The sequence below is a fragment of the Alcaligenes nematophilus genome (assembly GCF_026344155.1).
Classification (GTDB): domain Bacteria; phylum Pseudomonadota; class Gammaproteobacteria; order Burkholderiales; family Burkholderiaceae_B; genus Alcaligenes; species Alcaligenes phenolicus.
This window is the reverse complement of record NZ_JAPKMZ010000001.1, coordinates 373,194-393,552: the sequence shown is the minus strand read 5'-3', so window position 1 is coordinate 393,552 and position 20,359 is coordinate 373,194. Positions and strand designations below refer to the sequence as shown.

General features: G+C 56.3%; 21 protein-coding genes. 9 read left to right on the top strand and 12 right to left on the bottom strand.

Going from position 1 to position 20,359, the window contains the following annotated elements; all coding sequences use genetic code 11:
* Positions 1–23 precede the first annotated feature (23 nt).
* The 6 genes from OSH04_RS01810 (at position 24) to OSH04_RS01785 (ending at position 6,034) form a co-directional block, all read left to right on the top strand.
* The gene (locus OSH04_RS01810; protein ID WP_031231965.1) at positions 24–827 is read left to right on the top strand and encodes an energy transducer TonB; all 804 of its coding nucleotides are present in this window, start codon (positions 24–26) and stop codon (positions 825–827) included.
* A 9-nt stretch (positions 828–836) separates the two neighbouring features.
* Positions 837–1,694: a MotA/TolQ/ExbB proton channel family protein gene (locus tag OSH04_RS01805; RefSeq protein WP_009461741.1), complete on the top strand. Its 858-nt coding sequence runs from the start codon at positions 837–839 to the stop codon at positions 1,692–1,694.
* A gap of 2 nt (positions 1,695–1,696) precedes the next feature.
* Entirely contained in the window at positions 1,697–2,197 is a 501-nt protein-coding gene (locus OSH04_RS01800) for an ExbD/TolR family protein (protein ID WP_251196152.1), read from the top strand.
* Positions 2,198–2,284: 87 nt separating this feature from the next.
* A complete protein-coding gene (locus tag OSH04_RS01795; protein ID WP_009461744.1) occupies positions 2,285–2,965 on the top strand; it encodes a response regulator in 681 nt (226 codons plus the stop codon).
* A gap of 39 nt (positions 2,966–3,004) precedes the next feature.
* Positions 3,005–4,144 carry a sensor histidine kinase gene (locus tag OSH04_RS01790; protein ID WP_035272863.1) on the top strand — a complete coding sequence of 380 codons (1,140 nt, stop codon included), beginning with the start codon at positions 3,005–3,007 and terminating at the stop codon, positions 4,142–4,144.
* A 54-nt stretch (positions 4,145–4,198) separates the two neighbouring features.
* Entirely contained in the window at positions 4,199–6,034 is a 1,836-nt protein-coding gene (locus OSH04_RS01785; protein ID WP_035272888.1) for a potassium transporter Kup, read from the top strand.
* 49 nt (positions 6,035–6,083) lie between these two features.
* On the opposite strand, the gene OSH04_RS01780 is transcribed toward OSH04_RS01785, so the two are convergent.
* The 4 genes from OSH04_RS01780 to OSH04_RS01765 form a co-directional block, all read right to left on the bottom strand.
* The gene (locus tag OSH04_RS01780) at positions 6,084–6,719 is read right to left on the bottom strand and encodes a DJ-1/PfpI family protein (RefSeq protein ID WP_083053411.1); all 636 of its coding nucleotides are present in this window, start codon (positions 6,717–6,719) and stop codon (positions 6,084–6,086) included.
* Positions 6,720–6,796: 77 nt separating this feature from the next.
* Complete coding sequence (locus OSH04_RS01775) at positions 6,797–7,447, bottom strand: helix-turn-helix domain-containing protein (protein ID WP_247966718.1); 651 nt, start codon at positions 7,445–7,447, stop codon at positions 6,797–6,799.
* Between the two features lie 157 nt (positions 7,448–7,604).
* Entirely contained in the window at positions 7,605–7,928 is a 324-nt protein-coding gene (locus OSH04_RS01770; RefSeq protein ID WP_247966719.1) for a ferredoxin family protein, read from the bottom strand.
* Between the two features lie 52 nt (positions 7,929–7,980).
* Positions 7,981–8,412: a cupin domain-containing protein gene (locus OSH04_RS01765; protein ID WP_083053413.1), complete on the bottom strand. Its 432-nt coding sequence runs from the start codon at positions 8,410–8,412 to the stop codon at positions 7,981–7,983.
* 224 nt (positions 8,413–8,636) lie between these two features.
* On the opposite strand from OSH04_RS01765, the gene OSH04_RS01760 reads away from it, so the two are divergent.
* A complete protein-coding gene (locus tag OSH04_RS01760; protein ID WP_247966720.1) occupies positions 8,637–10,001 on the top strand; it encodes an MFS transporter in 1,365 nt (454 codons plus the stop codon).
* 68 nt (positions 10,002–10,069) lie between these two features.
* Here OSH04_RS01760 and OSH04_RS01755 read toward each other — a convergent pair whose 3' ends face one another.
* The 7 genes from OSH04_RS01755 to OSH04_RS01725 form a co-directional block, all read right to left on the bottom strand.
* Positions 10,070–10,447 carry a hypothetical protein gene (locus OSH04_RS01755; protein WP_035272861.1) on the bottom strand — a complete coding sequence of 126 codons (378 nt, stop codon included), beginning with the start codon at positions 10,445–10,447 and terminating at the stop codon, positions 10,070–10,072.
* 197 nt (positions 10,448–10,644) lie between these two features.
* The gene (gene mnhG, locus OSH04_RS01750; RefSeq protein WP_254001940.1) at positions 10,645–11,061 is read right to left on the bottom strand and encodes a monovalent cation/H(+) antiporter subunit G; all 417 of its coding nucleotides are present in this window, start codon (positions 11,059–11,061) and stop codon (positions 10,645–10,647) included.
* Entirely contained in the window at positions 11,058–11,339 is a 282-nt protein-coding gene (locus tag OSH04_RS01745) for a K+/H+ antiporter subunit F (protein WP_009461751.1), read from the bottom strand. Before OSH04_RS01745 ends, mnhG begins: the two co-directional genes overlap by 4 nt.
* The gene (locus OSH04_RS01740) at positions 11,336–11,821 is read right to left on the bottom strand and encodes a Na+/H+ antiporter subunit E (protein WP_052159474.1); all 486 of its coding nucleotides are present in this window, start codon (positions 11,819–11,821) and stop codon (positions 11,336–11,338) included. Before OSH04_RS01740 ends, OSH04_RS01745 begins: the two co-directional genes overlap by 4 nt.
* A gap of 5 nt (positions 11,822–11,826) precedes the next feature.
* On the bottom strand, positions 11,827–13,407 hold the full coding sequence (locus OSH04_RS01735) for a monovalent cation/H+ antiporter subunit D (protein WP_235332520.1): 1,581 nt from the start codon (positions 13,405–13,407) through the stop codon (positions 11,827–11,829).
* 44 nt (positions 13,408–13,451) lie between these two features.
* Positions 13,452–13,793 carry a Na+/H+ antiporter subunit C gene (locus tag OSH04_RS01730; RefSeq protein ID WP_035272858.1) on the bottom strand — a complete coding sequence of 114 codons (342 nt, stop codon included), beginning with the start codon at positions 13,791–13,793 and terminating at the stop codon, positions 13,452–13,454.
* Positions 13,793–16,720 carry a monovalent cation/H+ antiporter subunit A gene (locus tag OSH04_RS01725; protein WP_035272857.1) on the bottom strand — a complete coding sequence of 976 codons (2,928 nt, stop codon included), beginning with the start codon at positions 16,718–16,720 and terminating at the stop codon, positions 13,793–13,795. The genes OSH04_RS01730 and OSH04_RS01725 overlap by 1 nt, the downstream gene beginning before the upstream one ends.
* A 196-nt stretch (positions 16,721–16,916) precedes the next feature.
* Between OSH04_RS01725 and hemN the strand changes: the two genes are divergently transcribed.
* Together hemN and OSH04_RS01715 are read left to right on the top strand one after the other, a co-directional pair.
* Positions 16,917–18,338: an oxygen-independent coproporphyrinogen III oxidase gene (hemN, locus tag OSH04_RS01720; protein ID WP_021446507.1), complete on the top strand. Its 1,422-nt coding sequence runs from the start codon at positions 16,917–16,919 to the stop codon at positions 18,336–18,338.
* A gap of 122 nt (positions 18,339–18,460) precedes the next feature.
* Positions 18,461–19,609, top strand: a complete 1,149-nt coding sequence (locus OSH04_RS01715) for an NAD(P)H-dependent flavin oxidoreductase (protein WP_021446508.1) — start codon at positions 18,461–18,463, stop codon at positions 19,607–19,609.
* Positions 19,610–19,623: 14 nt separating this feature from the next.
* On the opposite strand, the gene OSH04_RS01710 is transcribed toward OSH04_RS01715, so the two are convergent.
* A complete protein-coding gene (locus tag OSH04_RS01710; protein ID WP_009461759.1) occupies positions 19,624–20,160 on the bottom strand; it encodes a hypothetical protein in 537 nt (178 codons plus the stop codon).
* Between the last annotated feature and the right edge of the window lie 199 nt (positions 20,161–20,359).

The window sequence follows — 20,359 nt, the reverse complement described above, 5'->3', positions numbered from 1 at the left end:
GTGTAGAACGGATTATGACCGGAATTGCTTCTCAAAAGAATAATCGCTCGATGCTGGCCTTGAAGGCAACTGGTTTGGCATTGGCACTGGGATTGCACGTGGGTGTCGTGGCTACCATCTTGTGGACGGAAACCCCCAAGATTGTGGGTGAACCCGCCCCCATGGATGTTGTTGGGGTGACGTTGGTGGAAGTGTCGGAGTCCCCGGTTCAGCAAGAGCAGGTCAGTGCCCCTCCTGAAGAGGTGGTGGCCGAGCCGGAACCTGAGCCCGAACCCGAGGTGGAACCGGACCCCGAGCCCGAGCCAGAACCGGTTGTTGAGCCGGAACCCGAGCCAGAGCCTATCGTGGAAAAACCTCCGATTCCCGAGCCGCCCAAGCCCAAACCAAAACCCAAGCCGAAACCCAAGCCCAAGCCACAGCCCAAGCCCGAGGTTCCACCGGCAGAAACACCGCAGCCTGCTCAACCAGCCGCTCCTGCCGCTCAAGCAGGTCCAGCTACGGACAATACGTCCTCCCAAACTGCCGCCCGTTCTACGGATGGTGATCGGCCCAAGCTGATTGGTCGTGTGGATTATTTGGGACGTCGTCCTGTGCCGGTGTACCCCCGGGCTTCCGAGCGCCGTCGTGAGCAGGGCCGCGTGGTGGTTCGTGTAGTGATTTCAACCCAAGGAACCGTGCTGGAAGCCAAAGTGCAAAGCTCCTCAGGCTATGAACGTCTGGATGAGTCGGCACTGAAAGCAGTACGCACAGCGCGTTTCAAACCGTATACGGAAAATGGTGTGGCCTATCGTGCCATGGCCGATATTCCTTTCGACTTTGTTTACTAGGATATATCAATGATGCAGGAACTATTTCAAAGCGTATGGGTAAGCCTGGCACAAGTTGCAGGGCCTGTTGCAGATCAGGCTGCCGCCAGTGTTGCTGCCGCTGAGGAAGCGACCGGGGTGCTGCACTTTATCCAGCAAAGTGATGTGGTCGGCAAGACCTTGTTCGTCATTCTGGCCTTGATGTCGGTTGCCAGTTGGTACCTGATCATCGTCAAGGGCGTGCTGTCCTTCCGCCTGAAGCGTCGCTCGCAAGGTTTCATGCGTGAATTCTGGTCCGCCAGTTCTCTGGAGCAAGTTGAAAACGAAATCGCCACCCACGGTGCCCGCGATCCGTTCAGTCACTTGGCCAGCCACGCTATCCACGCTCAAAAACACCATGTGAAATACGGCGCCATGCGTCTGGAAGAGAAAGGCTCTACCGATGCCTTTGTCTCGCGCATCATGCGTAAAGTCATGGACGAAGAAACGGCCAAGCTGGAAAACGGCCTGACGCTGCTGGCTTCGGTGGGTTCTACCGCTCCGTTTGTGGGGCTGTTCGGTACGGTTTGGGGTGTGTACCACGCACTGATCAATATCGGTCTGTCCGATGGCGTAACCCTGAACAAGATCGCCGGCCCTGTGGGTGAAGCCCTGGTGATGACCGGGCTGGGTCTGGCCGTGGCTATTCCTGCCGTGTTGGCTTACAACGCGTTTGTGCGCACCAACCGCGTTTACCTGTCCCAGCTGGACGCGTTTGCTCACGACCTGTTTACTTTCCTGACCACAGGCCAGCCTGTGCAAGATAACCAACCTGTTCTGCGTCGTGTCCCTAGCTCGGGCGGTGGTGCAGCATCGAGCTCGGCAGCGGCTGCCAAGCGGGAGCACTAATCATGGCTTTTGGCAGCTTTGATAATCGCAATTCGGGCTCCGCGCTGTCCGAAATCAATATGGTGCCGCTGATCGACGTCATGCTGGTGTTGCTGGTGATCTTTCTGATCACTGCTCCGCTGCTGTCGCACTCCATCAAGATTCAGCTGCCCCAGGCGACGTCTGAACCAGTCCAGCAAGATCCCAAGACGATTGATCTGGCGATTGACGCAGAAGGGCAGATCTTCGTGAACGAGCAGCCGGTGGCGCTGGAAGATCTGACCGCCACGCTGGCCCCTTATTCCAAGGATCAGCCTCAGCCTGAATTGCGTATCCGTGCCGATACCGATACTCGCTACGAAACCCTGGCCCAGGTCATGAGCCGTTCCAAGGCTTCCGGCCTGACCCGCCTGGGTTTTATTACGCGTCCAGGTCCAACGACCAAGGCAGCGGGTGACGACGGTGAAGCCAAGGAAGGTGCAGTCGCTGGCGAGAAGGCGGCGGAGCCTAAACCTGCTCTGTAATTCCAGGCTCTTCTTCGTGTTGTTTTTTCTGGCCCCTCGCTTTGCATCTGCAACGCGAGGGGCCAGTTTCGTAATAAAATCCCCCGAATGCGTGTACTAGTTATCGAAGACGACGCCATACTGGGCGCCGCACTGCAGGAATTTCTCAACGATCAGGGCTACGCTGTTGACTGGCTCCAGGAAGGCGAAAGTGCCTTGAAGGAGTTGGCCGCCCAGGTCTACGATCTTCTGCTCCTGGACTTGAACTTGCCCGGCATCAGTGGCCTGGATGTGCTGCGCCAATTGCGCCAGCAGGGCAACGCCATTCCCGTTCTGATTCTGACTGCGCGTGATGGTGTGGATGATCGCGTCGGCGGCCTGGATGCCGGTGCTGACGACTACCTGATCAAACCTTTTGACCTGTCCGAGCTGGCCGCCCGCGTGCGTGTTTTTGGCCGTCGCCGCAGTGGTCAGGTACAGCCCATTATTGATGTGGGCCCCTTGAGCTTTGATACCATTGGCCGCGAGCTGCGCTGTGCCGGTCAACGTGTGACCTTGTCGGTGCGCGAGCTGTCCGTACTGGAAATGTTGATGATGCGTGCGGGCCGCGTGGTCACCAAGCAGCAAATTATCAATTCCTTGTCTGCCTGGGATGCCGATTTCAGCGACAATGCGGTCGAAGTTTACGTGTATCGTTTGCGCAAGCGCCTGGAAGGCACCGGGGCTGTCATACAGACTGTGCGCGGCTTTGGCTATTTGCTCGATGTGGAGAGCGTGGCCGGAGCATAACGGCAGCCCGTGCCCGCTGCCTGAAACCTTAGGTCAACCATGCCCGATCAGCATCTTTCTCCAGCGGTAAAAACCTCCTTGTTGCGAGGCTGGCTGGAGCGCTTTCTTGCTCCCGGTTCTTTGGCCCGCAAACTGATGGGCCGTCTGTTTCCCCCGATTTCCATTCTGGTGGTGCTCGACTTGAGCGTTACCTGGATACTGACGCGCCGCATGAGCCTGGAAGACTGGCTGCTGCGCGATATTTTCTGGACTATGGCGCTCAGTCAGGTCTTGCTGGTCAGTCTGATTGCCTGGGTGCTGCTGTCGGGGATTCGCTCGCAGCTGGCGTCCATTGATGATTTGTCACAACAAATCCGCAACCGCTCCGATGACGACTTCGAGCGCCTGGATGCCAGCGCCTTGCCTGCTGAAATAGTGCCGCTGGTGGAGCACTTTAACGAATTGCTGGAACGTCAGCGTGATACGCTGCAGGCGCAAAAGCGTTTTATTGGTCACGCTGCGCATCAGTTGCGCACACCCTTGACGGGCTTGCAGTTGGAGTCCGAGCTGATGCTGGCAAGGCCTTTGCCAGAAGATATCCGCCAACGGGCCGAGCGCATCAAAAGTGTCTCGGACCGCATGATTCGTCTGGGCCAGCAGTTGTTGGTGCTGGCACGTACTGATGCGGACACCAATATTAAAGACAGCTTTGTGCGTCTGGACTTGTGTGAATGGGCGCGCGAGGAGGGCGGTGACTGGTTCTTGCAGGCGCGTCAGCATGGTGTGGAAATCCATTTGCTGGCACCTGAAAAGCCGGTCTGGATTGATGCTGCCCCCGTGCTCCTACGGGAGTTATTGTCCAATCTGATGGATAACGCCTTGCGCTACGGGCAAGGAACAGATCGCATCGTCTTGCGGGTGGCCAGTAATCCACCCTCCTTGTCGGTGGAAGATCACGGGCCGGGCATTGAATCCAGCGAGCAGCAGCGGGTATTTGAAGCGTTTTATCGCTCCCCCGGCACACAAGCAGGAGGCTCCGGCTTGGGTTTGGCCATTGTGCAGGAAATTGCCCGTGCGCATGGCGCCTGGTGGAGCTTGATGAGCCGTCCTGATTTTCCAGGCACTCGCATCACCATTGTTTTTCCCGGTCCGCGTATTGGTGCGCGTCTGACCCGGCACGACACTTTGATTGGAAACTAAGCCTTGAACACAGCAACAGAAAACCCCAAAAAAGCGGCTCAGGCCGCCTTGCTAATGGGCGCTTTAGGCGTGGTGTATGGCGATATTGGAACCAGCCCGCTCTACACCATGAAAGTGGCCTTGAGCGCCTACGGACAGCCCGGTGCTGAACAGGTCTATGGTGTGCTGTCCTTGCTGTTCTGGCTGCTGACTCTGGTGGTCTCCATCAAGTACGTCACAGTGGTGTTGCGTCTGGACAATAAAGGCGAGGGTGGCACGCTGGCCCTGATGGAATTGGCGGCACGCGGCATTCAGGGACCACGTCGGCAGATTATTGTGGTGCTGGGTCTGATTGGTGCTGCCTTGTTTTATGGGGACAGCATCATTACCCCGGCCATCTCCGTGATGTCGGCGCTAGAAGGCATAGGGATGGTGTCTCACGTGCTGGACCCTTGGGTCGTACCTTTGGCCCTGGGCGTCTTGCTGGCCTTGTTTCTGATCCAGTCCCATGGCACGGGCACCATGGGTAAGTTGTTCGGCCCCATTATGTTGACCTGGTTTCTGGTGCTGGGTGGCTTGGGTCTATGGCGTGTTATTGAGCATCCCCAAGTTTTGATGGCCCTGGACCCACGGTGGGCCGTGGCTTTTATTGCTGAGGCTCCCTGGCAAACCTTTTTGCTTTTGGGGGCCTTGGTCCTGGCCTTGACGGGGGCCGAGGCCTTGTACGCCGATATGGGTCATTTTGGCCGTCCTTTAATTCGCAAAGCCTGGTTCATGATTGTCATGCCCTGCCTGGTCCTGTGTTATTTCGGCCAAGGCGCATTGTTGATCTCCGACCCAGCCGCCATTCGTAATCCGTTCTTCTTCCTGGCTCCCAACTGGGCCTTGGTGCCCATGGTGATGCTGGCAACGGTTGCAACGGTGATTGCCTCCCAGTCCGTGATATCCGGGGCGTTTTCTGTAACTCGCCAGGCGGTGCAGCTTGGCTTCTGGCCGCGTATGGTGATCCAACATACTTCGGCTAAAGAAGAAGGACAGATCTACTTGCCGCGTGTGAACTTGCTGCTATGCGTGGCGGTGATGATTCTGGTCCTGAGCTTTGGCTCCTCGGATCGGCTGGCCCATGCTTATGGCTTTGCAGTCACGGGTACCATGCTGATGACCAGTTTGCTGGCTCTGGTACTGCTGCCGCGCCGCGCTAGCGGAATCAAGCGCTGGGCCTGGCTGGGGCTCCTGGGCGTTTTCCTGATTCTGGACATATTGCTGTTCTCGGCCAATGCGCTCAAGATTCTGGAAGGCGGTTGGCTGCCTTTGCTGGTGGGGGCTGTGCTGCTGGGCTTGATGCTGACCTGGCGTCAGGGACGAGCCGCTTTGCACGAACGTCTGCTGGAAAACAAGCAGCCGCTAAAAGAGTTTTTGCTGAGCCTGGAAGAGTACGCTCCCACCCGTGTACCAGGGACGGCGGTGTTCATGAGCACCATTCCCGACTCGGTCCCTCCGGCCTTATTACATAACCTGAAACACAATAAAGTCCTGCATGAACAGGTCCTGTTCTTGACCGTAACCAGTGCCGGTGTGCCTTACGTTCCTTTTGGGGAGCGCTATAGCCTGCAACGTCTAAGCCGAGGCAGCTGGCAGGCGGTGGCTTCCTGGGGCTTCAAGCAAGAGCCCAATGTGCCGCAATTGCTGGAGCAGATCGCGCTGGAGCACCCGGAGCTGAATCTGGAGCCTATGCAGACCTCCTACTTCCTGTCGCGTCAGACGGTGATGATTCAATCCCGTCAGCCCTGGTACTTGGGCTGGCGTCGTCGCTTGTTTGCATTCATGGCGCGTAATGCCAGCCGTAGCACGCGCTTTTTCAAGATCCCGCCTAATCGCGTGGTGGAGATGGGGATACAGGTGGAGCTGTAGCTGCAGCGCCTGTTGTTCAGTAAAGGGCAACAGGCTGTGAGGTTTGGTCTTAGGCGTGGAGAGGTTTTATTAGGCTGGGTAAACGTGCTTGATTGGCGGCTCGGGCGGCACTGTATTCCATGATGTAGGCCGTACGCTCAGCCAGTTCTGGTCCCAAGAAACGCTCCAGCAAGTAGAGCGTCAGGTCTACGCATAGGCTGACCCCACCGCCAGTGATGATGTCTCCTTCGTCAACCAGCAGGGCCTCGCGTACAGAGCAGTCCACGGTCATTTCGGACAATGTGCTCAGAGGAGAGGTCTCTGGCGCTGCATAGGCAGCTTTGCTGGTCGCAGTACGGCCATCCAGTAGTCGAGCGCTGGCCAGCAGCAGTGCCCCTGTGCAGACGCTAACCATGACATCCCCACGAGCATGACGTTGACGTAGAAAGTTTAATAGTACGGGGTTATTGGCTTGTGTTCGCCATCCTGGACCGCCGGTGATGATGGTGATATCGGCGGCCGGTGCTTGTGCAAAGCTGTATTCCGTCTCCAGATGCAAACCGTTGCGTAATCGTATCGTTCCGCCGGTTTCGGAGAGGGTGTGGTACTGCAGCTCTGGAGCCAGACGTTTTGCCATCGACAAGGTGCCTAAGATACCAACCTCAATAGGCTCTACGTCTTCGTACAAGATGATGCCAATGTGCATAAGGAAACCTCCGTAAAAGTTTCCTAATAATATTTAAAAGTTTCCTTTTTGGCAACTTGAGCGTCTGGTCTGGTTTTTTATTCGTCGCTCGGTGGTTCGATAATCACGACCAATGCTTGGGCATCGCCATCCAGCGCTCGGCCTCGGTGGGGCGTGTTGGACTCAAAGTACATGCTATCGCCCGCTTCAAGCCTGACTTTGGCTAATTGCCCATGTATTTTGAATTCGAATTCGACCATACCAGTCAACAGGTAGACGAATTCTTCGCCGGCATGTTCAAAAAACACTTGCGGATCAGTGTGTTGGGGAAAGGTGAACATGAACGGATCCATGTTGCGGTTAGCTTTCTTATGTGCAAGGCTGACATAGTCGTAGCCGTACTCGCTCCCCCCTCGGCTGACTGGTTTACGCTCCCAACTGTGTACAACAGACACAGGCGAGTCCTGGCTTAGCGGCATGGTTTGATTGTCTTGGTCCGGATCGACAAAGAAGGCGCTTAAGTCCACTCCCATGGCTCGTGCAATGCGAGCTAAGGTTCCGATGGGCGGGGCTTTGTTGCCATTTTCGATTTTGGATAAATACCCCTTGGTAAAGCCGGAGCGTTCGGCCAAGGTATCCAGGGTCAGGCGATGTTCACGCCGCAGTTCACGCAGCCGTTTACAGACGGCTGCCTCTTCTTGTTCGGGCTTGTCGCTATTAGGGCTAAGAGAGCTAAGTTCCTCGGTCACGCCTGATTCCACGTCTGAACGGTATGAAGGAAGATACGGCCCCACTGGGTGAGGCCGTATCTGCGGGCAATGAAAACAGTTTGGTAGCCAGCGGGTGTAACGCGAGCAACCTAGCTTGAATCATACCGTATGAGTGCGAAGGTGCGCAGTGGCTTTCTCAGCGTTGCAGCAAGGCGAGCTTGTTGGTTTGCGTTGACCAAAAGTGCGCGTCTGGATGGGCGGGTGGTCCACTGAAAGCGATTGGCCAGCTTTGTGCCAGTTCGGCATTAAGTGGGATGTAGTGCCGAGACTCGGGGCTTAACTCATAGTCTGAGCGAATAGCCTCCACCGGACAGGCCAGAATGCACAGCGTGCAATTGATGCAGCTTTGCGGATTGATGACCATGAAGTTCGGGCCGCGATGGAAGGCATCGGCAGGACATACTTCCAGGCACTCGCCATATTGGCAGTTGATGCAGGGGTCGGTGACGACGCAGGTCATGGTTGCTCCTTGCAGTGCGAGGCGTCTTGCGCCTCGCGTAGCGACAGGCCGCTTAGGCGGCTTGGAAACCCGCTGTGCCAAAGAACACATTCGGTTTGCGATAGACCGCCAGCAAAATGCACCCCTCGTCAGAGCGTGTTTCGTGTAAAGAGCCGGGATGACGCCAGACATATTGACCAGCTCGACAAATACCGTCGTGGTCGTAGAACGAGCCTTGCAAGACGTAGCTTTGTTCAATTTCCGGGTGGCGGTGAAAAGGCAAGACAGCACCAGGCTCCCACTTGAGAAGCACTGTCATCTCACCTTCGGCATCGTTACGATAAAGAACTTTCATCGAGATTTTTTCGAATTGTGAAGGTTGCCATTCCATGGATTCGGGATCTACATAGACGGAGCCGCCTTGGGTAGGTTCCAGCTTCCCTTTGAGACGTTGGGCATAGTGATTGCTTTCAGCTTGTTCCGTGACGTTGGTTTCTGTATTCATGATGTCTCCTTGGTTGGGCCGCCCATGTGGGTCGGTAGTCGTAATCTAGTAAAAAGTTTCTTATTAGTCAACTTTTAGTATAAAAATAAGAATAAGTTTACTTATAAACCCTAATTTAAGCTTAAAAAGTTTCCTGTCAGTATTTGCCCACCGTATGTGGTATTTGCGGGCACATCCATAGGAGGCCCGGATCGATAGTCGGGCCTGATAATCAGGAGACAAGAATGAGCATTTCAGTTAAGGCGGAAAGTCTGGGGGACTCTGCCACTCAGGAGCGGCAAGCGCTGGAGGAGGAAAGATCCATGCGGCGTGTCGTGATGGCCAGCGTGATTGGCACGACGGTAGAGTGGTACGACTTTTTGTTGTATGGCACGGCGGCTGCATTGGTATTTAACAAGATCTTTTTTCCTGGCTTGGACCCGCTGATGGGGACCTTGGCCGCGCTGGGTTCGTTCGCAGTCGGTTTTATTGCCCGCCCTTTGGGTGGCGTGGTGTTTGGGCATTTCGGTGATCGAGTTGGTCGTAAATCCATGCTGATGTTGACCATGTTCTTAATGGGGGGAGGCACATTTGCGATTGGCTTGTTACCTACCTATGAACAGATTGGGATCTGGGCTCCTATTGCCTTGATTTTGCTGCGTATTATTCAGGGCTTCGGTATTGGTGGGGAGTGGGGAGGGGCAGCGCTAATGGTCATTGAGCACGCTCCCCGAGATCGACGGGGGTTTTACGGTAGTCTGGTACAGGTGGGTTTCCCGCTGGGTATGCTGGCATCGACTGGCATTCTGGCCTGGCTAAGTCGTTTGCCGGAAGCCGAGTTTCTGAGTTGGGGATGGCGAGTGCCGTTCCTGCTGAGTGTGGTGCTGGTTGCCTTGGGTTTTTATATCCGTTTGCAGGTGGTTGAGTCCCCTGTCTTTCAGGTCAGTCAGGAGGAGGGCGAAAAAGCCGGTTCGGAGGTAAAAACAGACAAGGCGCCTCTCTGGCAAATTCTGACCAAGCATCGCCTGAATCTTTGCCTCAGCATTGGACTGAAAGTATGTGAAGTTGCCTGGGTGTATATCCTGACGGTCTTTGTGATTGTCTACGGGACTAACGCCTTGAATCTACCCAAGGGCTTGATTCTGGATGGGGTGCTTCTTGGGGCCGTGCTGGAAATCGGCTTTATTCCCCTTTTTGGCTACCTGTCTGACAAGGTGGGGCGTAAGGCTTTGTACTATTTCGGGTCTTGCTTCGTGTTACTTGCGGTCTATCCTTTGTTTCTCTGTCTGGAAACGCGTGACCCAACACTGATCATCGGAGCGATTGCGGCATGCATGGTTTTTGGCCATGGTCCGATGTACGGCCCTCAGGCTGCTTATTTGCCGGAGTTGTTTGGTACCAAAGTACGTTATAGCGGTGCATCTTTAGGCTGCCAGGTAGCTGCCGGGGTGGGCGGTGGTCTGGCACCTATGTTGGCGACATGGCTATTAGCTAGCCAAGGGCACTATTGGGGCGTGGCCGTGATGGTGCTGGTGTTGGCTGTGATCACTTTGTGGGCAACATGGCGTAGCCCTGAAACATACAGGGATGATTTGACCCAGACGCAGTAGTAGGGAGCAAGGTCAAAAAAACAGCGCCTTTATCAGGCGCTGTTTTTTTGTAAGGATAGCGATTTGCCTTACTGAGCAGGCACCACAGTCGTGGTTTCGCGAAGGATACCGCCGCCTTCCACGCTACCGCGTACCGTTGTGTCCTGGCCGGTCATGGATTTCAGGCAGTCTTGCTGGCGATCAGCGGGTAAGCGATGGCAGCGCGCTTGCCGGTTGGCATCCAGATTGTGATCGCGTTTGTCCAGCTTGTGATGGCGCTCGGCTTGCAGCGCGGCACCGGCTTCGCGACGGCAAGTGGTGCGCTGGTCTCCTTTGAATTGCTCACAGCGCTGGATGTCGTGTCGGTAGTCTTGGGACGGGGTTTGAGCCCAGGCAGCAGAGGACAGCAAACCCAGGCTGAGCAGGCCGGCACTCAGAATTCGGGATGGGCGTGTAAGTAGACTCATCGATCTCACTCCTTTACTTGCTAAGGGAATCACCGGCTTGGCGAGCACTGTTACGAGCAGGTATGAGTAGCAGGCCGCAAAGCCCCAAAAGCGACTGCGTATGGGGCAATTCCCGATACGCAGTAAACACTTACTAGTATAAGTGGAGCAGTTGCAAGTGAGGGTAATAAAACTTGTCTAAACCCTCACTGCTTGACTTAGGTCTTGTCGCTGGTTGGTGGTTGAGCCAAATCTTTGGGCAGAGGCGCTTTATGTGGCATGTCCAGATAGCCTGGCTCGTCCGGGCCATATTCGGCCAGACGTTGGCGATGCTCGCGTTTGATGGCAGCGCGCATCAGAAAGATGGCGGTGACCGGCGAGGTAATGATCAAGAGCACACTCAGGATGAGCGGATGCAGAATGGGACGGCTCATCAAGTGGCTGGCGCTGATGGCGACGGCCAGCACCATGAAAAACGTACCCAGCGTGTTCCCCATGGTGGGGGCATGGATGCGTGAATAAAAGTGTTTGAAGCGCAGCAAGCCAGCCGAACCCACCAGGGCCACGATGCCGCTAAGAACCAGCAAAAGGGCAACCGGGACAGCCAGCCACCAAGGTAGTAAAGGCGTATTCATGGCTCGATCACCTCGGCACGCAGCAGGAATTTCGCCATGGCTGCCGAGCCTACAAAACCAAACAGGGCAATCAGCAAGGCGATATCAAAGTACAAGGTAGAGTCAAAACGGATGCCCAGGGCCAGCAAGGCCAGCATACCGTTGATGTACATGGTGTCCAGCGCCAGTACGCGGTCGGCGGCAGAAGGGCCTTTAAGCAGGCGGATGACGGCGCAGCCCATGCCCAGGACAAAGCAGCCCAGGGCAAACTGACAGGCCCAGTAAACAATGTCTATCATTGGAAAATCTCCAGTAGCGGTCCTTGGTAGCGCTTCTGAATAGTGTCTAACCAGACCTGTTCGTCTTGCAGATCCAGAATGTGCAAAGTCAGGACACGGGTCTCGTAATCGAAGCCGGACCAGACAGTACCTGGGGTGTAGGTAATGATGCACGCCAAGGCTGCCAGACCATGTGGGTCAGTCAGTTGCAACGGAATGGCCAGAAAGCCCGGACGAGGTGCTTTGCTGCCTTTCAGAACCAGATGGCCAACGGCAATATTGGACAGCACAATGTCCCAGGCCACTTGGCAAATCAGTTTCAAGGCCAGAAAGGGGTGGCGGATGCTGGCCTTAACCGGACGAAATGGAATGGCTGCCAAGCTCAGGGCGATAGCCAGGAACAGGCCCAGCACCACGTAACCGGCCGAGAGCGAGTCGTTCAGCAGCAGCCACAGGCCAAGCAGCAGCAAGGGCAGGAAAAGATGTTTGGTATAGCGTCGCATCAGAATCACTCCGCTTGAACAGAACGTAGCGGGTTCTGCCGCAGGACGGACCCTATATAAATACGGGGTTCGTCCAGTTGCTGGGCTGTTTGTTCCAGGTAGGTGGTGATCGGGCCGGCATACCAGCTCAAGATCCCGCAAGCCACAATAATGCTGGCAATGGGAGCAGCTTCGATCAGCTTCAGGCGGGGAATCGTCAGGGAACTATTGCTCCAGAACAGACGAATGCCCACACGTACCATGGCGATCAAACCGGCTACGCCGGAAATCAGCACGGCAGCGGTCAGAATCCAGGCGTTTAGAGGTTCTGGCGATTGGCCCGAGGCTTTCAGCGCGGCTGTCAGCAAGGACAGCTTGGCCACAAAACCGGACAGCGGTGGCAGGCCCACAATCAGCAAGGCGCAGGCAATAAAGGACATGCCCAGAAACACCATCACGCCAGGGATAGCCACACCTACCACGTCATCGCTATTGTCTTCGGACTCCGGGTCGTCCAGGTCAAAGACCTCCTGACTGACGGCCAGCAGGTCGGCACCAAAAGGTTTGGTACGGCTAACCAGTTCCAGCAGCAGGAAGAAAGCGCCCAAGGCCAGAACGCTGCTGAGCATGTAGTACAGGGCAGGGCCGGTCAGGATGACGCCGGGCATGCCTAAGGCAGCCAGCAAGGTGCCGGAGGACACGATGATGCAATAACTGGCCAGTCGTTCGGGTTGCTGTGCGGCCATGACACCAATAGCGCCGAAGGCCAGCGTGGCGATCCCGGCGGGGAACATCCAGGCCACGCCAAAGGCGGCAGGTGCCCCCGTAGGCAGTAGCAAGGAGCCGATACGTAGCAGTGCGTAAATACCCACTTTGGTCATGATCGCAAACATGGCAGCGACCGGTGCACTGGCATTGCCATAGGCATTGGGTAGCCACAAGTTCAAGGGCCAGGCGGCGGCCTTGATCAGAAAGGCAATCCCCAGAATGGCCATGGCCGATTCAAATACCAGACGATCCGAATCCGGCATGGAGCCAGCACGCAGAGCCAGATCAGCCATGTTCAGGGTGCCGGTGACACCGTAGACCAAGGCGATGGCAATCAGCAGCAAGAAGGAGGAGATCAGGTTGACGGCAATGTAATGCAGGCCGGCACTGACACGGGCCGCGCCCGAACCGTGCAGCATCAGACCATAGGACGCGGCCAGCAGAACCTCGAAGAACACAAACAGGTTGAACAGGTCGCCGGTCAGGAACGCGCCGTTCAGGCCCATCAAGAGCAGTTGGAACAAGGAGTGGAAATGCACCCCCACGCGATCCCAGCGTGCTAGCGAATAGAACCAGCAGCAAAAGGCCAGCACATTGGTCAGCACCAGCAAGAAGGCGGCCAGCCGGTCCACGACCAGCACAATCCCGAAGGGAGCGGGCCAGTCACCGAGCAGGTACACACCGACGGACTGCGGCCAGATCGGATCCAGTGTGCCATCGGCCAGCAACAGCAGGTAGACCGCGCAGAACAGTTGAGCCAATAAGGAGCTGAAAGCGATCAGCAGCTTGTAGTGACGGCGCTTGTCGCGCAGCATCACCATCAGGGCCGCGGCCATCATGGGGATGGCAACAGGCAATACGGGCAAGTGTTGGTTGAGTAGACTCACAGATCGTCTTCCTCGCGGCCATCAACGTGGTCGGTACCGCTCAGGCCACGATTGGCCAGAATGACGACCAGAAACAAGGCGGTAGTGGCAAAACCAATCACAATTGCAGTCAGTACCAGTGCTTGTGGCAAAGGATCGGCGTAGCTGGCGCCCAGCTCGCTGCTATTGATCACAGGTGCAGCACTGATTTTGAGTCGCCCCATACTAAAGATGAACAGGTTCACGGCATAGGAGACCAGGGCCAGCCCCATGATGACCTGAAAGGTACGCGGGCGCAGCAGGAGCCAGACGCCCGAGCCCGCCAGCACACCAATCGCAATTGAAAGCACGATTTCCATTATTTATTCTCCATCCCGGATGCAGCGTTCGAGGCGGATTGCAGCGACGGCAGTTTGCGATAAAAACGTAGGGACTGGTGGGCCAGCGCGACCAGAATCAGGATGGTGGAACCAATCACCAGCATGAATACACCAATGTCAAAGATCAGTGCGCTGGAAGTATGCACGTCGCCCACCAGGGGCAGGTGCAGATCCCAGCTTTGGGCAGACAGGAAGGGCTTGTTGAAGGCCCAGACCAGCATGGCAGCCACTCCGGCTGTCAGCAGACCCAAGCCAATCCAGGTTTGAGGCTGAATCAGAGGGCGGGACTCCATCCACACCACGCCGCTAACCATGTATTGCAGGATAATGCCGGTTGCCATGATCAGGCCGCCCACAAAACCGCCACCGGGCAGGTTGTGCCCACGCAGCAAGAAGTACAGGGCGATCAGCGTGGAGATAGGCAGCAACAGCCGCAGCAAGACAGCTGGAATTTGCATGATGCCTTCTGGCAACGGTGTCTTGGGGTCCGGTTCCACAAAGACGGCTTCACGGCTGTCTTTGACGTTCTGGCGACGGGCCAGAGGCTGGGCGATGGCTTCGATCGGTGGACGGAAGCGTCGCAGCAGCGCAAAGACCGTCAGGGCCACAATGCCCAGCACCACGATTTCGCCAAAGGTATCGAAGCCGCGGAAGTCCACCAGAATCACGTTCACCACGTTCGCGCCACCGCCCAGGGGCAGGGCCTTCTCGACAAAGAAGGGCGAGATGCCGCTGGGGTGAGGGCGTGTCATCATGGCGTAGGCCAGAGCGGCAATACCGCAACCGGCCAGAATGGCAATAATCAAGTCGCGGCTACGGCGGAAAAGGGCGCGACCACTATTGTCCTGGCCGCCAGGCATATCACTGACGCGTTGCGGCAGCCAGCGCAGGCCCAGCAAAATCAGCACAACCGTGACTACTTCCACCGCCAGCTGGGTCAGCGCCAGGTCAGGGGCGGAAAGCCAGGCAAAGGTCAGGCTGGTAACCAGTCCAGCGCCACCAGATAGCAGCAAGGAGGCCGGGCGGTGGAACTTGGCTTGACGAGCCGCACCAATCGCGCAGGCAATTCCGACGGCCCACATCAGGGCAAAGAAGGGGTCGATGGGGGTGGAAATAGTGGACTTGAACCAGTTGCCGCGAACCAGAGGCAGGGCAGCAACACAGATTGTGGCCACAATAATCAGCAAGGTCTGACGCTGCAAGCGTGGCGAGTAAAGCTTGCCCACGGCCCAGTTGGCTGCCACTTCCAGATACTCCATGGCCAGCTCAAAGAAGCGTCGGCCATCAGCACGGGTCAGCAAAGGCGTACGGCCTTGGCGGTTCCTGTAGAAGCGGTTGATGATCAGAACGAAGATCACACCCATGCCTGTTGCGACCAGACTCATGATCAGGGGCAGGTTGAAACCATGCCAGACGGCCAAGTCGTACTGGGGCATTTCTGCACCCAAGATGGCGCTAGCTGCAGTATGCAAGAAGGGGCCAAAAGTCAGGCTGGGAATAATGCCGACCAATAGACAGGTCAGTACCAGAATCGCGCTGGGGATCAACATGCGGCGAGGCGGCTCGTGCGGCTCGCGGGGCAAGTCCTTGGCGACAGGGCCAAAAAACACCTGTGCGATAAAGCGCAAGGAGTAGGCCACGCTGAAGGAGCCCGCAATTACGGCCACCACGGGCAGAGCATATTCCCAGGTGTTGCCATTGCTGGCCAGAATGGTCTCGGCAAAGAACATTTCTTTAGAGATGAAGCCATTCAATAGGGGCACACCGGCCATGGCAGCCGCCGCAACGGTAGCCAAGGTGGCAGTCAAGGGCATGGCGTGGCGCAAACCGGAAAGCCGGTTCAGGTTACGGGTACCGGTCTCGTGGTCCACGATACCGGCAGCCATGAACAGGGAGGCCTTGAACGTCGCGTGATTCATCATGTGAAACAGCGCCGCGACCAGAGCCAGTGGGCTGTTCAGGCCCAACAGCAAGGTAATCAGACCCAGGTGGCTGATGGTGGAATAGGCCAGTACGCCCTTCATGTCGCGCTGGAACATGGCCACATAAGCCCCCAGCGTCAGGGAACACAGGCCAGCGCCGCCAATAATGACAGCCCATTCCGTGGTGCCCGACAGGGCAGGCCACAGGCGCGCCAGCAGGAATACCCCGGCCTTGACCATGGTGGCCGAGTGCAAATAGGCGGACACAGGTGTGGGGGCAGCCATGGCGTGAGGCAGCCAGATATGGAAGGGAAACTGCGCGCTTTTAGTGAGTGCACCCAAGGCAATCAGGATCAGCATCCCGGTATACCAGGGGTGATTGCGAATCTGCTCGCCCGACTCCAGTACCACACTCAGGTCGTAACTGCCGGCAGCCTGGCCCAGCATGAGCACGCCCGCCAGCAAGCAGAAACCGCCGGTTCCCGTAATGATCAGCGACATACGCGCACCCCGTCGCGCATCCATGCGGTGATACCAGTAGGCAATCAGCATGAAGGAGGACAGACTGGTCAGCTCCCAGAACACGACCAGCTGGATCAGATTGCCCGACAGCACCACCCCCAGCATCGAGCCCATAAAGGCTTGCAGAAAGGAGAAAAAACGTCGGACCGGATCCTGAGCGGACAGGTAATAGTGCGCATAAAGGGCGATCAAGGCCCCCATGGCGGTAATGATGATACTGAAAAGCCAGGCATAGCCGTCCATGCGCAGCTTGAAGGTCAAGCCATGGGCGGGTATCCAGGAGCGTGACGACTCCAGCACCTCTCCGCGAGCAATGTCCGGATAGGCGTAGAGAGTGAGTAAGGCGCACGTAACGGCGACAGCGCCTGCAAGAGATGCCTGGAGTTTGCGAGAGTTCGCGGGCATCAGGGAAGATAGCAAGCTACCGATAAACGGTAGAGCTAGGATCACGAGCAAATACATCTGACTCCAACAGGCGGTAATTTAGGCGGCTAGCGCTTAATAATACGATATATGAAGCTAAATTCAGCCCAACAGCGATAAAAAAAGCGTTTTTTTAGTTATTGCGGCCTTGATGCAGGTCAAGCGCATGCTTGAGGTTTTCTCTCACAATGAATGCTTGACTAGAAGAAACAGGTCTCGTGCAGGAGGACCCTTTATGCCGCAAACACTGGAAGCATCGGATGCCAGCGCCCCCACCGCGCCGGATATCGAAATCTCTGAAGCCCTGATCCGGCGTTTTGATCGTTCCGGGCCTCGCTATACCTCCTATCCCACTGCAGATCGTTTTTTTCAGGACTTTCCTGCTCAGCCTTATATTCACGAATTATCGCGGCGCGCCTTGAGCAGCAGTAATCCGCCTCTGTCGGTTTACCTGCATATTCCGTTTTGTCAGTCGCTTTGCTACTTCTGTGCCTGCAACAAGATCATCACTCAGGATCGTAGCAAGAGCGAGCAGTACCTGGATTACCTGCTGCGCGAAATTGATATGGTCACCCAATATATGGGTGAAGATCGGCGCACCGAACAACTGCATTTGGGCGGCGGCTCGCCCACTTTCCTGGACAATGAACAGTTGGCCCGCTTGATGGCCAAGCTCAAGGAGCAGTTCGCGTTCACGGACGATGCTGAACTGGGCATCGAGATCGACCCGCGTACCTTGGCGGAAGGCACGCTCCAGAACTTGGCGGCTCTGGGTTTTAACCGTACCAGCTTCGGGGTGCAGGATTTTGACCCCAATGTGCAAAAAGCGATCAACCGTATTCAGCCCTTCGAAATGGTCAAACGCGCCATTGAAGAAAGCCGGGCTGCCGGTTTCCAGTCCATCAACACGGACCTGATCTACGGTCTGCCTTTGCAGACCCTGGAAAGCTTTGCCATCACCATTGACTCTTTGGTGCAACTGCGACCAGATCGCATCGCTCTGTATAACTACGCGCACTTGCCAACACGCTTCAAGGCTCAGCGTTTAATCAATGAAGAAGAGCTGCCCGATGCCGATCAGCGTCTGCAACTGTTCTTGATGTCTTCGCAGCGTCTGCTGGATGCAGGCTATGTCTATATCGGTCTGGACCACTTTGCCTTGCCGACCGACGAGCTGAATCTGGCCCGTCTGGACGGCAGTCTGCACCGCAACTTCCAGGGCTACACCACCCGCGCAGCCTGTGATCTGGTCTCTTTTGGCGTGTCGTCTATTGGTCAGGTGGGCACCATGCATGTGCAAAATGCCCGCAGCCTGCGCAATTACTACGCCGATATAGACCGGGGGCGTTTGCCTATCGAGCGGGGTATTGTGATGCAGCAGGATGATCGCCTGCGGGCGGAAGTCATCATGCATTTGATGTGCAGCATGCCAGTGCCTATCTTGCGTCTGGAAGCGCGTTACGGCATTGATTTTGCCAGCTACTTCTCTGCCGAGCTGCAAGAGCTCAACAGCTATGCGGACGCTGGCTTGCTGACAGTCGATGCCCAATCCATCCAGGTTCTGCCCAAAGGCCGTTTATTTGTGCGCGCCTACAGCATGGTGTTCGACAAGTACTTGAGCCAGGAAAGCGGTGCCCGCTATTCCCGCCTGATTTAACACAGTGGCCGTCCTTGCAGACGGCCACGATTCTATTGCCCTGTTTCTGGTCCCGACGTGGCCGGCAGGTTCTTGCATCAACCTAAGGTATCAACATCGTGCTAAAGACGGATTTACGTCTCATGTCCCTGAAGGGAAAACTGCTTTTGCCTATTGTTCAAGGCGGCATGGGAGTCGGTATTTCGGCGTCCCGGCTGGCCGGTACTGTGGCCGCATTGGGCGGGCTGGGGACGATCTCCAGCGTGGATTTACGGCGTCATCACGAAGACCTGATGGACAGCACCCAGGGTGATGTCGAAAAAGGCGTGGTCGATGCAGCCAATTTGCAGGCCCTGGACCGCGAGATCAATCGTGCCCGAGAGCGCTCGGGTGGCAACGGTGGCATCGCCGTCAATATCATGAAGGCTGTCTCGCAGTATCCCGAGTATGTGCGTCAATCTTGCGAAAGCGGGGCAGATGCCGTGGTGGTGGGCGCTGGCCTGCCGCTGGACTTGCCTGAGCTGGTTCAGGATCATCCCAAAGTTGCCTTGATTCCAATCTTGTCGGATGTGCGCGGCGTCACTTTACTGGTGAAGAAATGGCTGCGCCGCAAGCGTTTGCCGGATGCAGTCGTTCTGGAAAATCCCCGTTTTGCCGCAGGCCACCTGGGGGCCGCCGACGACCAATCCTTGAACAAACCTGAATATGCTTTCCAGCGCGTTCTGGAAGGCTGCCGCGCCTTGTTTCGCGAGTTGGGCCTGGAGGCCGAGCGTATTCCCTTGATCGCTGCAGGCGGGATTCACCGTCCTGAACAACTGCGTCAATTAATGGATTGGGGTGCAGATGGTGTGCAAATGGGCACTGCCTTTGCCGTCACTGAAGAAGGTGATGCGCATGAGAACTTCAAGCGCGTGTTGCTGGATGCCGAGCCCAAGGACATCGTGACCTTTATGAGCGTGGCCGGACTGCCTGCCCGTGCCGTGCGTACGCCCTGGCTGGATGCTTACCTGCATAAAGAGCAAAAGCTGCAATCGGTGGCACGCGAGCGTGCTTGCACGGAAGGTTTTGACTGCCTGGCGCATTGCGGCTTGCGCGATGGCGTGCAACGCCATGGTCAGTTTTGCATTGACCGTCAGCTGGCCTATGCCCTGAAAGGTGATGTACAGCGCGGTCTGTTCTTCCGTAGTTCCGAAGCCTTGCCTTTTGGCAAAGCCATGAAATCGGTGCGCGAGCTGATGGACTATATGTTGAATGGCCGCAGCAAAACGCCGGGTGTGGTTCCTGCGGCCTAAACGGGATCAAGGGCTTAGCCCTTGATTTCGCGTATCAAGCCTTCCTCACCGCCATCAATGGTGTGGACGGCTTCCTTCCTTTGTGTCTCCAGTGCCAGGCGACGGGCAATTTCATAGCATTCTTCAATATGCTGGTTGCCGACTTTGCGCAGCACTACAAAGCTGATGGAAGCGGAAATGGCGCTGCCTATCAAAGGCACATATTTGGCGCCGTATTTCCCGGCCAGTTTCTTCGCTCCCAGACGCACCAGAATATTGACCACGCGATCTGTAGTCAGCACGCGTCCCACCATGCCCAGGCCCATACTGGTTCCCCCCACGACCACCAGCTTTTTCAGCTCCGGGCTCAGGGCGTCCACATCGTTGGCCGTCAAGCCGAAGCGCGCATTGATGATGGGGATGACTTTCATCAGAATCGCCACATCCGTACCCACATCCACACCAGGGATGGGCACCACGGCTGCCGCTGCTGACAGCAGAGCGCGCCGACTGATTAGTTTGCGACATTCCTCGCGGGTTTTATCCAGTTCCTGCAGTGTCATCGTGCTCATGTGTCTGTCCTGAAATCTAAGCGGATTGATCGTGCAAGCCTTAACGCATATGGGGCGAGTACCGTGCTTTTCCAGTGACTGCCTGGGCAATTATGTTTCTTATCGTAGTGGATGCCGCCAGTTTGGGGAAAAAAGCAGGGTATTGGTCGCATTTGAAATTTTTTCTTTCAAATGCCATGAATGCTTCTACAAACGGGTG

What these genes read in the sequence shown, in the direction of transcription:
- OSH04_RS01795 (WP_009461744.1), top strand. Translation starts at nt 2,285, where the DNA reads ATGCGTGTACTAGTTATCGAAGACGACGCCATACTGGGCGCCGCACTG.
- OSH04_RS01725 (WP_035272857.1), bottom strand. Translation starts at nt 16,720, where the DNA reads ATGTATTTGCTCGTGATCCTAGCTCTACCGTTTATCGGTAGCTTGCTA.
- OSH04_RS01715 (WP_021446508.1), top strand. Translation starts at nt 18,461, where the DNA reads ATGTCCCTGAAGGGAAAACTGCTTTTGCCTATTGTTCAAGGCGGCATG.
- OSH04_RS01730 (WP_035272858.1), bottom strand. Translation starts at nt 13,793, where the DNA reads ATGGAAATCGTGCTTTCAATTGCGATTGGTGTGCTGGCGGGCTCGGGC.
- OSH04_RS01735 (WP_235332520.1), bottom strand. Translation starts at nt 13,407, where the DNA reads ATGATGGCCGCGGCCCTGATGGTGATGCTGCGCGACAAGCGCCGTCAC.
- OSH04_RS01740 (WP_052159474.1), bottom strand. Translation starts at nt 11,821, where the DNA reads ATGCGACGCTATACCAAACATCTTTTCCTGCCCTTGCTGCTGCTTGGC.
- OSH04_RS01785 (WP_035272888.1), top strand. Translation starts at nt 4,199, where the DNA reads ATGGGCGCTTTAGGCGTGGTGTATGGCGATATTGGAACCAGCCCGCTC.
- OSH04_RS01755 (WP_035272861.1), bottom strand. Translation starts at nt 10,447, where the DNA reads ATGAGTCTACTTACACGCCCATCCCGAATTCTGAGTGCCGGCCTGCTC.
- OSH04_RS01800 (WP_251196152.1), top strand. Translation starts at nt 1,697, where the DNA reads ATGGCTTTTGGCAGCTTTGATAATCGCAATTCGGGCTCCGCGCTGTCC.
- OSH04_RS01745 (WP_009461751.1), bottom strand. Translation starts at nt 11,339, where the DNA reads ATGATAGACATTGTTTACTGGGCCTGTCAGTTTGCCCTGGGCTGCTTT.
- OSH04_RS01760 (WP_247966720.1), top strand. Translation starts at nt 8,637, where the DNA reads ATGAGCATTTCAGTTAAGGCGGAAAGTCTGGGGGACTCTGCCACTCAG.
- OSH04_RS01805 (WP_009461741.1), top strand. Translation starts at nt 837, where the DNA reads ATGATGCAGGAACTATTTCAAAGCGTATGGGTAAGCCTGGCACAAGTT.
- OSH04_RS01710 (WP_009461759.1), bottom strand. Translation starts at nt 20,160, where the DNA reads ATGAGCACGATGACACTGCAGGAACTGGATAAAACCCGCGAGGAATGT.
- hemN (WP_021446507.1), top strand. Translation starts at nt 16,917, where the DNA reads ATGCCGCAAACACTGGAAGCATCGGATGCCAGCGCCCCCACCGCGCCG.
- OSH04_RS01790 (WP_035272863.1), top strand. Translation starts at nt 3,005, where the DNA reads ATGCCCGATCAGCATCTTTCTCCAGCGGTAAAAACCTCCTTGTTGCGA.
- OSH04_RS01770 (WP_247966719.1), bottom strand. Translation starts at nt 7,928, where the DNA reads ATGACCTGCGTCGTCACCGACCCCTGCATCAACTGCCAATATGGCGAG.
- mnhG (WP_254001940.1), bottom strand. Translation starts at nt 11,061, where the DNA reads ATGAATACGCCTTTACTACCTTGGTGGCTGGCTGTCCCGGTTGCCCTT.
- OSH04_RS01780 (WP_083053411.1), bottom strand. Translation starts at nt 6,719, where the DNA reads ATGCACATTGGCATCATCTTGTACGAAGACGTAGAGCCTATTGAGGTT.
- OSH04_RS01765 (WP_083053413.1), bottom strand. Translation starts at nt 8,412, where the DNA reads ATGAATACAGAAACCAACGTCACGGAACAAGCTGAAAGCAATCACTAT.